At 63.5% G+C, this 12,449-nt stretch carries 14 protein-coding genes; 10 read left to right on the top strand and 4 right to left on the bottom strand.

Annotated elements, in window-relative coordinates; genetic code table 11:
• The first annotated feature begins 62 nt into the window (after window positions 1-62).
• From ACODSK_RS06230 to ACODSK_RS06190, 9 genes are all read left to right on the top strand, one after another.
• On the top strand, window positions 63-302 hold the full coding sequence (locus ACODSK_RS06230) for a BolA family protein (protein ID WP_009398240.1): 240 nt from the start codon (window positions 63-65) through the stop codon (window positions 300-302).
• Between the two features lie 25 nt (window positions 303-327).
• Entirely contained in the window at window positions 328-1,593 is a 1,266-nt protein-coding gene (gene murA / locus ACODSK_RS06225) for a UDP-N-acetylglucosamine 1-carboxyvinyltransferase (protein WP_489014667.1), read from the top strand.
• Window positions 1,594-1,691: 98 nt separating this feature from the next.
• On the top strand, window positions 1,692-2,327 hold the full coding sequence (hisG, locus tag ACODSK_RS06220) for an ATP phosphoribosyltransferase (protein ID WP_009398242.1): 636 nt from the start codon (window positions 1,692-1,694) through the stop codon (window positions 2,325-2,327).
• A gap of 124 nt (window positions 2,328-2,451) precedes the next feature.
• Window positions 2,452-3,777, top strand: coding sequence for a histidinol dehydrogenase (gene hisD, locus ACODSK_RS06215; protein WP_489014666.1), 1,326 nt, complete (start codon window positions 2,452-2,454; stop codon window positions 3,775-3,777).
• 2 nt (window positions 3,778-3,779) lie between these two features.
• Complete coding sequence (gene hisC, locus ACODSK_RS06210) at window positions 3,780-4,826, top strand: histidinol-phosphate transaminase (protein WP_489014665.1); 1,047 nt, start codon at window positions 3,780-3,782, stop codon at window positions 4,824-4,826.
• 183 nt (window positions 4,827-5,009) lie between these two features.
• Window positions 5,010-5,654, top strand: a complete 645-nt coding sequence (locus ACODSK_RS06205; RefSeq protein ID WP_489014664.1) for a FadR/GntR family transcriptional regulator — start codon at window positions 5,010-5,012, stop codon at window positions 5,652-5,654.
• An 18-nt stretch (window positions 5,655-5,672) separates the two neighbouring features.
• Window positions 5,673-6,950 carry a CynX/NimT family MFS transporter gene (locus ACODSK_RS06200; protein ID WP_489014663.1) on the top strand — a complete coding sequence of 426 codons (1,278 nt, stop codon included), beginning with the start codon at window positions 5,673-5,675 and terminating at the stop codon, window positions 6,948-6,950.
• Window positions 6,951-7,042: 92 nt separating this feature from the next.
• Window positions 7,043-7,513, top strand: a complete 471-nt coding sequence (locus ACODSK_RS06195; RefSeq protein ID WP_489014661.1) for a nuclear transport factor 2 family protein — start codon at window positions 7,043-7,045, stop codon at window positions 7,511-7,513.
• 44 nt (window positions 7,514-7,557) lie between these two features.
• Window positions 7,558-7,881, top strand: coding sequence for a GIY-YIG nuclease family protein (locus tag ACODSK_RS06190; RefSeq protein ID WP_489014660.1), 324 nt, complete (start codon window positions 7,558-7,560; stop codon window positions 7,879-7,881).
• Here the strand turns inward: ACODSK_RS06190 and ACODSK_RS06185 are convergent.
• The 3 genes from ACODSK_RS06185 to yejK form a co-directional block, all read right to left on the bottom strand.
• Window positions 7,850-8,275, bottom strand: a complete 426-nt coding sequence (locus ACODSK_RS06185; protein WP_489014658.1) for a hypothetical protein — start codon at window positions 8,273-8,275, stop codon at window positions 7,850-7,852. The genes ACODSK_RS06190 and ACODSK_RS06185 overlap by 32 nt on opposite strands.
• Window positions 8,276-8,312: 37 nt before the next feature.
• Window positions 8,313-9,485, bottom strand: coding sequence for a DUF2599 domain-containing protein (locus ACODSK_RS06180; protein ID WP_489014657.1), 1,173 nt, complete (start codon window positions 9,483-9,485; stop codon window positions 8,313-8,315).
• Window positions 9,486-9,682: 197 nt separating this feature from the next.
• Window positions 9,683-10,690 carry a nucleoid-associated protein YejK gene (gene yejK / locus ACODSK_RS06175; RefSeq protein WP_489014656.1) on the bottom strand — a complete coding sequence of 336 codons (1,008 nt, stop codon included), beginning with the start codon at window positions 10,688-10,690 and terminating at the stop codon, window positions 9,683-9,685.
• A 408-nt stretch (window positions 10,691-11,098) separates the two neighbouring features.
• Here yejK and ACODSK_RS06170 point away from each other — a divergent pair, with 408 nt between their 5' ends.
• The gene (locus ACODSK_RS06170; RefSeq protein ID WP_009398256.1) at window positions 11,099-11,380 is read left to right on the top strand and encodes an HU family DNA-binding protein; all 282 of its coding nucleotides are present in this window, start codon (window positions 11,099-11,101) and stop codon (window positions 11,378-11,380) included.
• Window positions 11,381-11,451: 71 nt separating this feature from the next.
• Here the strand turns inward: ACODSK_RS06170 and rlmF are convergent, their stop codons facing one another.
• Window positions 11,452-12,408: a 23S rRNA (adenine(1618)-N(6))-methyltransferase RlmF gene (gene rlmF, locus ACODSK_RS06165; RefSeq protein ID WP_489014654.1), complete on the bottom strand. Its 957-nt coding sequence runs from the start codon at window positions 12,406-12,408 to the stop codon at window positions 11,452-11,454.
• Between the last annotated feature and the right edge of the window lie 41 nt (window positions 12,409-12,449).

Raw genomic sequence — 12,449 nt, 5'->3', positions numbered from 1 at the left:
GGCGAGGGGCTTTTTTGTATGATGGCCGACCCGCGCGCACAGGGCGCCGATTGAGGTTGAGCATGCAGGCCGTAGAAGTTAAGAACTTCCTTGAAGAAAAGTTGCCGGGAACCCGGGTCGAAGTTGAAGGCGAAGGCTGCAACTTCCAGTTGAACGTGATCAGCGACGAAATCGCGGCCCTGAGCCCGGTAAAGCGTCAGCAGCAGATCTACGCTCACCTTAATCCGTGGATCACCGATGGCCGTATCCACGCGGTTACCATGAAATTTTTCAGCAGCGCAGCCTGGGCTGAGCGCACCTGAGCCACCTGTGGCGGCGAGAATCCAAATGGACAAACTGATTATTACTGGCGGCGTTCGCCTCGACGGCGAAATCCGCATTTCCGGTGCCAAGAACGCGGCCCTGCCGATTCTGTCGGCCACCCTGCTGTGCGATGGCCCGGTCACCGTCGGCAACCTGCCGCACCTGCACGACATCACCACCATGATCGAGCTGTTCGGGCGCATGGGCATCGAGCCTGTGATCGACGAGAAGCTCTCGGTGGAAATCGATCCTCGCACCATCAAGACCCTGGTCGCGCCGTACGAGCTGGTCAAGACCATGCGCGCCTCGATCCTGGTACTGGGCCCGATGGTCGCCCGTTTCGGCGAGGCCGAAGTGGCCCTGCCTGGTGGCTGCGCCATCGGCTCGCGTCCAGTCGACCTGCACATCCGCGGCCTCGAAGCCATGGGCGCGAAGATCGAAGTGGAAGGCGGCTACATCAAGGCCAGGGCGCCTGAAGGTGGCCTGCGCGGTGCGCACTTCTTCTTCGATACCGTCAGTGTGACCGGTACCGAGAACATCATGATGGCCGCTGCCCTGGCCAAAGGCCGCAGCGTCCTGCAGAACGCCGCACGCGAGCCTGAAGTGGTCGACCTGGCCAACTTCCTGATCGCCATGGGTGCCAAGATCCAGGGCGCCGGTACCGACACCATCACCATCGATGGCGTCGAGCGCCTGGGTTCCGCGACCTACCGCGTCATGCCCGACCGTATCGAAACCGGTACCTACCTGGTTGCTGCTGCCGTCACCGGTGGCCGCGTGAAGGTCAAGGACACCGATCCGACCATCCTTGAAGCCGTCCTCGAGAAGCTCAAGGAAGCCGGCGCCGAAATCACCACCGGCGAAGACTGGATCGAGCTGGACATGCACGGCAAGCGGCCGAAAGCCGTCAACCTGCGTACCGCCCCGTACCCGGCGTTCCCGACCGACATGCAGGCGCAGTTCATCTCGCTCAACGCCATTGCCGAAGGCACCGGCGCGGTGATCGAGACGATCTTCGAAAACCGCTTCATGCACGTGTATGAAATGCACCGCATGGGCGCGCAGATCCAGGTCGAAGGCAACACCGCCATCGTCACCGGCACCAAGGCCCTCAAGGGCGCGCCGGTCATGGCCACCGACCTGCGGGCGTCGGCCAGCCTGGTGCTGTCGGCCCTGGTCGCCGAAGGCGATACCCTGATCGACCGCATCTACCACATCGACCGTGGCTACGAGTGCATCGAGGAAAAACTGCAGATGCTGGGCGCGAAGATCCGCCGCGTACCGGGCTAGTCTGCTTGCGGCGCAGGGACGCGCCATGAATTGAATTGAACGCCGCCGCGTGTCCCTGGACATCCGGCGGCTTTGAGCCGCATAAGGACCGACGTTTCATGTTGACCATCGCGCTGTCCAAGGGCCGTATTCTCGACGATACCCTGCCGCTGCTGGCGGAGGCGGGCATCGTCCCGACCGAGAATCCGGACAAGAGCCGCAAACTGATCATCCCCACGACCCAGGACGATGTACGCCTGCTGATCGTGCGGGCCACCGACGTGCCGACCTATGTCGAGCATGGCGCCGCCGATCTGGGTGTGGCCGGCAAGGACGTGCTGATGGAATACGGTGGCCAGGGCATGTACGAGCCCCTGGATCTGAACATCGCCCGCTGCAAGCTGATGACCGCCGGTGCCATCGGTGCGCCGGAGCCCAAGGGCCGCCTGCGCGTCGCCACCAAGTTCGTCAACGTCGCCAAGCGCTACTACGCCGAGCAGGGCCGTCAGGTCGACATCATCAAGCTCTATGGCTCGATGGAACTGGCGCCGCTGGTCAACCTCGCCGACAAGATCATCGACGTCGTCGACACCGGCAACACCCTGCGCGCCAATGGCCTGGAACCCCAGGAACTCATCGCCACCATCAGCTCCCGCCTGGTGGTCAACAAGGCATCGATGAAGATGCAGCACGCCCGTATCCAGAGCCTGATCGACACCCTGCGTCAGGCCGTGGAGTCGCGACACCGCGGCTGACCTTGTGCGCGACCCTGTGTCGCGCCCGTCTATCCGCGTCATAGCCAATTATCTCGGGTGCCCGCGCGGATCGACTGGTAGCTTTAGGGCGCCTGAGCATTCGCCAATTACCGAGGCCTTAGCTATGACCACGTCCACCGCAATTCGCCGACTCAATGCCGCTGACCCGGATTTCGCCCGACATCTGGATCATCTGCTGAGCTGGGAAAGCGTGTCCGATGACGCGGTCAACCAGCGCGTACTCGACATCATCCAGGCCGTGCGCGAGCGCGGCGACGCGGCGCTGGTGGAGTTCACCCAGCGCTTCGACGGTGTCGAGGCCAAGTCCATCAATGACCTGATTCTCGGCCGCGAGCGCCTGGAACTGGCCCTGACCCGGATCACCCCGGAGCAGCGTCAGGCCCTGGAAAAGGCCGCCGAGCGCGTGCGCCTGTATCACGAGCGGCAGAAGCAGGACTCCTGGAGCTACACCGAAGCCGACGGCACCGTCCTCGGCCAGAAAGTCACCCCGCTGGACCGCGCCGGCCTCTACGTGCCTGGCGGCAAGGCGTCGTACCCGTCGTCGGTGCTGATGAACGCCATCCCGGCCAAGGTTGCCGGTGTTGCCGAAGTGGTGATGGTGGTGCCGACCCCGCGTGGCGAGGTCAACGAACTGGTGCTGGCCGCCGCCTGCATCGCCGGGGTCGACCGGGTCTTCACCATCGGTGGCGCCCAGGCCGTTGCGGCCCTGGCCTATGGCACCGAGAGCGTGCCGCAGGTGGACAAGGTGGTCGGTCCGGGCAACATCTATGTGGCCACCGCCAAGCGCCATGTGTTCGGCCAGGTCGGCATCGACATGATCGCCGGTCCCTCGGAAATCCTCGTGGTCTGCGACGGCCTGACCGATCCGGACTGGATCGCCATGGACCTGTTCTCCCAGGCCGAGCACGACGAGGATGCCCAGTCGATCCTGGTCAGCCCGGACGCCGAGTTCCTCGATCGCGTCGCCGCCAGCATCGACAAGCTGCTGCCGACCATGGACCGCGCCGAGATCATCCGCACCTCGATCGATGGTCGTGGCGCGCTGATCCAGGTCCGCGACATGGAGCAGGCCATGGAAGTCGCCAACCGCATCGCTCCGGAACACCTGGAGCTGTCGGTCGCCGATCCGCAGGCCTGGCTGCCGAAGATCCGCCACGCCGGTGCGATCTTCATGGGCCGCCACACCAGCGAAGCGCTGGGCGACTACTGCGCGGGCCCCAACCACGTGCTGCCGACCTCCGGTACCGCGCGCTTCTCGTCGCCGCTGGGCGTCTATGACTTCCAGAAGCGTTCCTCGATCATCTTCTGCTCCGAACAGGGCGCTTCCGAACTGGGCAAGACCGCATCGGTCCTGGCTCGCGGCGAGTCCCTCAGCGCCCACGCGCGCAGTGCCGAATACCGCATCCTTGCCGATAAAGAGGGCAACTGATCATGAGTAAATTCTGGAGCCCCTTCGTCAAGAACCTGGTGCCTTACGTACCGGGCGAACAGCCGAAGCTGACCAAGCTGGTCAAGCTCAACACCAACGAAAACCCCTATGGCCCGTCGCCGAAAGCGCTGGAAGCCATGCGCGGCGAGCTGAGTGAAAACCTGCGCCTGTACCCGGACCCGAACAGCGACCTGCTCAAGCAGGCCGTCGCCGGTTACTACGGCGTCCAGCCCAACCAGGTATTCCTCGGCAACGGCTCGGACGAGGTGCTGGCGCACATCTTCCACGGCCTGTTCCAGCACGACGCACCGCTGCTGTTCCCGGATATCAGCTACAGCTTCTACCCGGTCTACTGCGGCCTGTACGGCATCCAGTCGGCGCCGGTGGCGTTGGACGAGCAGTTCCAGATCCGCGTCGAGGACTACCAGCAGCCCAATGCCGGGATCATCTTCCCCAATCCGAACGCCCCGACCGGCTGCCTGCTGGCGCTTGAGGCCATCGAGCGACTGCTCAAGCTCAACACCGAGTCGGTGGTGGTGGTGGATGAGGCCTACATCGACTTCGGTGGCGAAACCGCCATCAGCCTGGTGGACCGCTACCCGAACCTGCTGGTCACCCAGACCCTGTCCAAGTCGCGCTCGCTGGCCGGTCTGCGGGTCGGGTTGGCAGTGGGGCATCCGGACCTGATCGAAGCGCTGGAGCGGATCAAGAACAGCTTCAACTCCTATCCGCTGGACCGCATCGCCATCGTCGGCGCCACGGCGGCCTTCGAAGACCGCGCGTACTTCGAGGAGACCTGCAACAAGGTCATCGCCAGCCGCGAGAAACTGGTCGCCGAGCTGACCACCCGTGGTTTCGAGGTGCTGCCATCGGCGGCCAACTTCATCTTTGCCCGCCACCCGCAGAAGGATGCCGCTGGCATCGCGGCGGCGCTGCGTGAGCAGGGCGTGATCGTGCGCCACTTCAAGCTGCCGCGGATCGATCAGTTCCTGCGTATCAGCATCGGTACCGAAGAGCAGAACCAGGCGTTGCTTGACGCTCTGAACTGATCCTGAAGCCAATCGCGGGTAAACCCGCTCCCACAGGGTTTCGTAAGCACTGTGGGAGCGGGTTCACCCGCGATGAGGTCCGCAAGTCCACAGCAAATTCTCCCTCCTGGTTTGCATTTTCCTGAAACAACCCGTTACCCTTGCCCTCCATAAATTCATCCGATGATTGGATGTAAGCACTCCATGCTCATCAAACGCTCCCTGGTCGAACAAGCCGTCGACCAACTCCGCCAGCGCATCACCAGCGGCACCTGGGCCGTAGGCCAGCGCCTGCCCACCGAACCCGAGCTGGCCGCCGAACTCGGCATCAGCCGCAATACCATGCGCGAAGCCATGCGCGTGCTGGCCTTCAGCGGCCTGGTCGAGATTCGCCAGGGGGACGGCAGCTACCTGCGCACGGCCTCCGACCCACTGTCGGCAGTACAGGCCTTGTCCAGTTGCAGTCTTGAGCATGCCCGCGAAGCCCGACACCTGCTGGAGGCCGAGGCCATCGGCCTGGCCGCGCTGCGGCGCACCGAGGCGGACCTCGTCGGCCTGCATGAGGCGCTCAAGCACAGCGGTAGCCATTTTCATGGCGATCTCGGCGATTACATCCGCTGCGACCTGGTCTTCCACCAACGCCTGGTCGACGCCGCGCACAACCCGGCGCTGAGCGAGCTGTACCGCTATTTCTCCAGCGTGGTGGCGCTGAAGCTGGAACACAGCATGAGCCACACCCCGCGCAACCAGGCGGTGTTCGACCTGCACGAGCAGATCCTCGATGCCGTGGAACGACAAGATCCGGAGCGGGCCAAGGCCCTCAGCCGGACACTGATCAATGAACCCTGAACTTTTCGAGACACTGCCATGGGCCAACACCTCCCCACCAAGCCGCCGCCCCACGGGCCGGTGCTTGACGAACTGTTGATCGACGCCGAAGTCGACGACGCCGAACTGCAACCCCCGGCTCGCCAACCCAGCGCCTGGCTGCTGTTGCTTGGCCTGGTGCTGGTCGCACTGAACCTGCGCCCCGCGCTATCGAGCATGGCCCCGGTACTCGGCGACGTGTCCCGGGGACTGGGCCTGAGCGGTTCCCAGGCCGGTCTGCTGACCACGCTGCCAGTGCTGTGCCTAGGCCTGTTCGCCCCCCTGGCGCCGATGCTGGCACGGCGCTTCGGCAGCGAACGGGTGATTCTTGGCGTGCTGCTGTGCCTGGCCGGCGGGATCGCCCTGCGCAGCAGCCTGGGCAGCTTCGGCATTTTCGCCGGCAGCCTGGTCGCCGGAGCGAGCATCGGGGTGATCGGCGTGCTGCTGCCGGGCATCGTCAAGCGCGATTTCCCGGCCCACGCCGGCAGCCTGATGGGCGTCTACACCATGGCCCTATGCCTGGGCGCGGCACTGGCGGCGGGTGCTACGGTACCGCTGAGCCATCATTTCGCCGATGACTGGCGGCTGGGCCTGGGTGTCTGGCTGATTCCGGCCGTGGTCGCCGCCCTGATCTGGCTGCCCCAGGCCCGCCAGGGGCATGGCGTCCACCACGCCGCCTTTCGCGTGCGCGGCCTGTGGCGCGATCGCCTGGCCTGGCAGGTCACCCTGTACATGGGCCTGCAATCGTCCCTGGCCTATATCGTCTTCGGCTGGCTGCCATCGATCCTCATCGGTCGCGGCCTGAGTCCGACCGAGGCGGGGCTGGTGCTGTCCGGCTCGGTGATCGTGCAATTGCTCAGCGCCTTGACCGCGCCGATGCTGGCTACCCGCGGCAAGGACCAGCGCCTGGCGATCCTGATCGTCATGGTCCTGACCCTGGCCGGGCTGTTCGGCTGCCTGTACGCCCCTCTCGGCGGGCTCTGGGGTTGGGCGGTGGTGCTGGGTATCGGCCAGGGTGGCACCTTCGCCCTGGCCCTGACCCTGATCGTGCTGCGTTCGAAGGACGCCCATGTCGCCGCCCACCTGTCGAGCATGGCCCAGGGGGTCGGCTACACCCTGGCCTCGGCCGGCCCGTTCGCGGTGGGTCTGGTGCACGACCTGTCCGGCGGCTGGAACGCGGTTGGCTGGATCTTCGCGGTGATCGGTGCGGCGGCCATCCTGTTCGGCCTCAAGGCGGGCCGCACGCAGTACGTCCAGGCGACCAGCGAGCGGATCTGAGGGCGCCCCATTCGTCCGGTTGATGGCGCTGGCCTTGTGCCGTCAGCCGGACTATCGTGCAACGCTTGATTCTTCCGGTGATGGAACCCGATATGAGCGATGCCAACAGTGCCCTGATCACCCGTTTCTACCAGGCGTTCCAGCGTCTGGATGCCGAGGCCATGGTTGCCTGCTACAGCCCCGATATCGTCTTCAGCGACCCGGCCTTCGGTACCTTGCGCGGCAAGGATGCCGGCGACATGTGGCGCATGCTCACCCGCAGGGCCAAGGACTTCTCCCTGACCTTCGACAGCGTCCGCGCCGATGAGCGGGGCGGCTCCGCGCACTGGGTGGCGACCTACCTGTTCAGCCAGACCGGGCGCACGGTGGTCAACGACATCCGTGCCAGCTTCGTGATTCGCGACGGCCTGATCGTCGAGCACCATGACGTTTTCGATTTCTGGGGCTGGGCGCGCCAGGCATTGGGTGCGCCGGGCCTGCTGCTGGGCTGGACGCCGTTTCTGCACAACAAGGTCCGCCAGCAGGCGCTGAAGGGCCTGCGCGCGTTCCAGAGCGGCAACTGAGGCGGTAAGCTGTAGTCTCCCGCCGTCGGAATCTTCTTTTCATCGTGACCGAAACAGCCGCTCCCTCCACCGCCGCCAAGCCTTGGTACGTCTACCTGGTGCGCGCCGCTAACGGCTCGCTGTACTGCGGCATCAGCGACAACCCCGAGCGGCGTTTCGCGGCCCATCAGAAAGGCCGCGGGGCGCGCTACTTCAGCACCAGCCCGGCGGTGGCGCTGGTGTATGTCGAGCAGTGGCCGGACAAGTCCCAGGCCTTGCGCCATGAGCGCCTGATCAAGGCCTTGCGCAAGAGCGCGAAGGAGGCCCTGGTGGCAGCTTTCGCGGCGCAGGGGCTGGTTACGGCGCGTTGCAGTTGCTTGCCTTCTTGAATGCCTCGAGCGACGCCGTTTCGCGCCTGGGTTCCAGGGTAATCGGATTGGGTACCGGCGAGCGGCTCAATTGGCATTCCAATTGGAGCTTCACGCTGTTGCGCATCTGCTCGGTGCTCAGTTTGGGACTGTTCCATTCCGTGTCCTGGGAATGCGCTGCGTAGATCTGCTCGAACATTGCATCGGTATCGGCGGCGCTGTAGATACAGCCTGATCTGTTCAGGGTGATTTGCAGGCTGGGGTAGGAGCCTGAGAAGTATGAGGTGACTTTCTCCGTGCCCCATTTCGCCTCTGTGATGTACTGCGAGCAGTTCGGGTCGGCCAGGGCGCGGGTCGCAGCCAGTGCGTCCAGTGTTGCAAGCAAGATGAACCATGGCAGGGAAGTGCGTTTCATGGTGGCGGCTCTCGGTTTGCAGGAGATGACGACGGGGTCAGTTGTCGCACTGCTTGGCGCCCGATTCCTGGACGTCAATCAGTTTGCGGATTGGCTCAAGGGTCCATTCGGCCGCATAGCGCCGATAGATGAAGTGGCAGACCAGTTGCCGGCGCATGCTCAGGATGTTCTGCGGGTGAGTCAGTGAAGCTTCTTGCCAGGCCGGGTTGCGGTAGTAGCGTGAGACCAGTTCATTGAAGAAGTTGTTGGTCTGGTCTTCCCTGGCCTCGCGTCCGCAGGCGCTGGGCACGATTCTCAGGCTCTTCATCGCGGGTGAGGTGGCCGTCGCGGGGATGTCGGCGAAGCTGGCGCTGTCGATGTAGCTGGGGCAGCCGTCGGCGCGGGTGGTGGGCTGGATAGCCTGGTCGGCGGGGTCGAAGCTGAATCTCGGGTTCTCGGTGATTTTTTGTGGCAGGTCCAGCTTTACCAAAGGCAGATAGCGTTTTGCTGCGAGCCACCATTCGATCTGGTTGGCCCGGGCATTCTCCAGCCCCGAGGTGCTGGAGGTCGGTGGCGTGGTGTAGAAGGTGCTCTCGACCGGAGGATCGTAAGGCGGGTTGTTGCCCCAGGTGCCGATGCGCAGTTCGTTGTCCACGGGGAACAAGGTCTCGCCGCCATAGTTGCGTGCATCCAGGCTGGCGCGGAAGGCGGGCCCTGCATGGGCATCACGGCGGTCACGCACGTCGAAGGCGCAGATCTCGCTGTATTTCACCTTGTCGGCGGGAAACCGTGCGATCCAGTCCTTTCCGCTCCTGACGCCGATCTGGTCGCAGTAGTTTTCCACGGTCGGGGTCTGCACGTGGTCGGCGCAACCGCGGTCTGCCCGGTTGTCCGTGCCGCCATCGTTGGGAAACGAGCAGAGCACCTCGTACCTCGCGTTCTTCGACGGGTTGGCGAAGATCGGGTAGAGGGTGAAGCCACTGTTGCGGCGGTAGACCAGGGTCTTGAACTTGGAGTCGATGCGCAGGTAGGACGCCGAGATTGCCCCGGCGTCGATGTTTTTCTTCAGGGGTACCCAGAACTGCTGCTCTTCGGCGGCCCGGATAATAACCCCGCTGCAGAGGAAGGCCGGTTTCGAATCCGCGCCGCAATCCCAGGCGCGGTTGCCCAGGCGAATATTCAAGGCGTTGGCCATGTCTTCGCCGGGGCCGGCCAGGGCGGCCCCCGACATGAGCGCCGCTGAGCACGTGAGACATCGAAGCAGGGAAACGAGGGTCATCATCTTCAAGCCCGGTCCTGATCAGGTGAGTCGCAAAGGGGTCACCACGTGCAAGACGACTGGGCGAGAAGGTCGGTGACGACACGCTCAGGCTAACTATCCGAACGAAGAGGCTGCTACTGGCAAAAATATCAGTTCGGATGAATGGTTCAGTCCTTGCGCCGCTTGAGCTGGTCCATCAGTTGGGTAGGCAGGCCCTTGATCGTCAGGGTACCGGCTTCTTCGTCGTATTCGATCTTCGAACCGAGCAAGTGGGCTTCGAAGCTGATCGACAGGCCTTCGGCGCGACCGGTGAAGCGGCGGAACTGGTTGAGGGTGCGTTTATCCGCCGGGATCTCCGGAGAGAGCCCGTAGTCCTTGTTGCGGATATGGTCGTAGAAGGCTTTCGGGCGGTCTTCGTCGATCAGGCTCGACAGCTCTTCCAGGGTCACCGGTTCGCCGGCCTTGGTCTGGCTGGTGGCGTACTCGACCAGGGTCTGGGTCTTCTCGCGGGCGGCTTCCTCGGGCAGGTCCTCGCTCTCGACGAAATCGCTGAAGGCCTTGAGCAGGGTACGGGTCTCGCCGGGCCCGTCGACGCCTTCCTGGCAACCGATGAAGTCACGGAAGTAGTCGGAGACCTTCTTGCCGTTCTTGCCCTTGATGAAGGAGATGTACTGCTTGGAATTCTGGTTGTTGCGCCACTCGGAGATATTGATCCGCGCGGCCAGGTGCAGCTGGCTCAGGTCGAGGTGGCGGGACGGGGTGACATCCAGCTCGGCGTTAACCGCGACGCCCTCGCTGTGGTGCAGCAGGGCGATGGCCAGGTAGTCGGTCATGCCTTGCTGGTAATGGGCGAACAGCACGTGGCCGCCCACCGACAGGTTCGATTCCTCCATCAGCTTTTGCAGATGCTCCACCGCAGTACGGCTGAACCCGGTGAAGGTTTCTTCGCTGTCCAGGTACTGTTTCAACCAGCCGCTGAACGGGTGGGCGCCGGACTCGGCATGGAAGAAACCCCAGGCCTTGCCCTGCTTGGCGTTGTAGCTGTCATTCAGGTCGGCCAGGAGGTTCTCGATAGCGGTCGACTCGCTCAGTTCGGAATCGCGCGCGTGCAGGACCGCAGGGCTGCCATCGGGTTTCTTGTCGATCAGGTGGACGATGCAATGACGGATCGGCATGGAATTCTCGGCTCAATGAAGGTGTGGCGCAGGGCGTGGCAAAGTTGCCAAGTGTAACCCAGCTGGGCCTCGGGACGGGCTTCCAGGTGGGATGCCGGGGGGCTCTGTTCGTTTTTCGTTCTGTTTTTTGCGATATTTTGTGTAAACCCCCGAAAAACCTGAAGATTTGCGACCTGCGAGGCGGATATTTATCTATTCCTGTGGTAGTTTTGCCCGGTCTTGCGCCCCCTGTGAGGCGCAGTGCTGGCAGACCGCTGGCGTCACGTCGAACCAATCGCATTTTTAGGTATCTACATACGCGATTGGCAAAAATGGATGTATCCCGGCCGTCCGACTACGGAGCCGGACCCGATGGCTGACGCGGCACTCTGCAAACCCACTGAATTTGATTAGGGAAGGAACACCACCATGGCATTGACCAAAGACCAACTGATCGCCGATATCGCTGAAGCTATCGACGCGCCGAAAACCACCGCGCGTAACGCACTGGAGCAACTGGGCCAGATCGTTGCTGATCAACTGGAAAACGGCAGCGAAATCACCCTGCCAGGCATTGGCAAGCTGAAAATCACCGAGCGTCCTGCCCGTACCGGTCGCAACCCTTCGACTGGCGCTGCCATCGAAATCGCTGCCAAGAAAGTCGTCAAGTTCGTGCCAGCCAAAGTGCTGACCGACGCTGTAAACAAGTAATTGTAAGCAGCACGAAAAAACCGCATCCGGCGCGAGCCTGATGCGTTTTTTTTACGTCTGGCGAAAGTAGCCTACTTCGCCTTCCAGCGTTGCTGTCGCCATTGCTGGCGGGCAGCCGGATCCTGGAAAGTCCAGGCCACCAGGCGACTTTGCTTCTGCCCCTGGCCCATCTCCATGACCCGTTGCTCGACGGCACCGGCCTTCTTCAGCGCTGCTTCGATACCGGGCAGGTTGCTCGCTTTCGACACCAGGCTGCTGAACCACAGCACCTGCTGGCCCACGGCCTTGCTCTCCTGTACCAGTTGCGTGACGAAACGGATCTCGCCGCCTTCGCACCACAGCTCGTTGTTCTGCCCGCCGAAATTCAGCACCGGAAGCTTGCGCTTCGGATCGGCCTTGCCCAAGGCGCGCCATTTGCGCTGGCTGCCGCGGGTGGCTTCCTCACGGGAGCTGTGGAAGGGCGGATTGCACAAGGTCAGGTCGAAGCGCTCCTCGGCGGCCAGCAGGCCGCTGAGGATGTGCTTGTGGTTGCCTTGCTGGCGCAGGCTGATGAACTTGCCCAGGCCATTGGCCTGGACGATGGCCTTGGCCGAGGCCAGGGCCAGCGGATCGATATCCGAGCCGGTGAAGCGCCAGCGGTAGTCCGCATTGCCCAGCAGCGGGTAGATGCAGTTGGCGCCAACGCCGACGTCGAGTGCCTGGATCTGCGCGCCACGGGGGATCTCGCCGGCATTTTCCTCGGCCAGCAGATCGGCCAGGGCGTGCAGGTAGTCGGCACGTCCCGGAATCGGCGGGCACAGGTAGTCGGCGGGAATGTCCCAGAACTGGATGCCGTACTGGGCCTTCAGCAACGCTCGGTTGAACACCCGCACCGCTTCCGGATTGGCGAAGTCGATGCTCGGCTTGCCATGGGGGTTGGTGATGGTGAAGCGGGCGAGGTCCGGGAGGGCCTTGATCAGGGCGGGGAAGTCGTAGCGGCCCTGATGGCGGTTGCGCGGGTGCAGGGTGGGTTTTTCGGGTTTGGTCATGGTCGTGGGCTTGCTTGAGCGCGGACCTGTGGGAGCTGGCT

Source organism: Pseudomonas sp. FG98 (genome assembly GCF_057808595.1).
The sequence above is the reverse complement of the archived record's forward strand: the minus strand, read 5'-3'. Positions and strand labels throughout refer to the sequence as shown.

What these genes read in the sequence shown, in the direction of transcription:
- ACODSK_RS06200 (WP_489014663.1), top strand. Translation starts at nt 5,673, where the DNA reads ATGGGCCAACACCTCCCCACCAAGCCGCCGCCCCACGGGCCGGTGCTT.
- ACODSK_RS06205 (WP_489014664.1), top strand. Translation starts at nt 5,010, where the DNA reads ATGCTCATCAAACGCTCCCTGGTCGAACAAGCCGTCGACCAACTCCGC.
- ACODSK_RS06170 (WP_009398256.1), top strand. Translation starts at nt 11,099, where the DNA reads ATGGCATTGACCAAAGACCAACTGATCGCCGATATCGCTGAAGCTATC.
- hisC (WP_489014665.1), top strand. Translation starts at nt 3,780, where the DNA reads ATGAGTAAATTCTGGAGCCCCTTCGTCAAGAACCTGGTGCCTTACGTA.
- hisG (WP_009398242.1), top strand. Translation starts at nt 1,692, where the DNA reads ATGTTGACCATCGCGCTGTCCAAGGGCCGTATTCTCGACGATACCCTG.
- rlmF (WP_489014654.1), bottom strand. Translation starts at nt 12,408, where the DNA reads ATGACCAAACCCGAAAAACCCACCCTGCACCCGCGCAACCGCCATCAG.
- murA (WP_489014667.1), top strand. Translation starts at nt 328, where the DNA reads ATGGACAAACTGATTATTACTGGCGGCGTTCGCCTCGACGGCGAAATC.
- yejK (WP_489014656.1), bottom strand. Translation starts at nt 10,690, where the DNA reads ATGCCGATCCGTCATTGCATCGTCCACCTGATCGACAAGAAACCCGAT.
- ACODSK_RS06180 (WP_489014657.1), bottom strand. Translation starts at nt 9,485, where the DNA reads ATGTCGGGGGCCGCCCTGGCCGGCCCCGGCGAAGACATGGCCAACGCC.
- hisD (WP_489014666.1), top strand. Translation starts at nt 2,452, where the DNA reads ATGACCACGTCCACCGCAATTCGCCGACTCAATGCCGCTGACCCGGAT.
- ACODSK_RS06195 (WP_489014661.1), top strand. Translation starts at nt 7,043, where the DNA reads ATGAGCGATGCCAACAGTGCCCTGATCACCCGTTTCTACCAGGCGTTC.
- ACODSK_RS06185 (WP_489014658.1), bottom strand. Translation starts at nt 8,275, where the DNA reads ATGAAACGCACTTCCCTGCCATGGTTCATCTTGCTTGCAACACTGGAC.
- ACODSK_RS06230 (WP_009398240.1), top strand. Translation starts at nt 63, where the DNA reads ATGCAGGCCGTAGAAGTTAAGAACTTCCTTGAAGAAAAGTTGCCGGGA.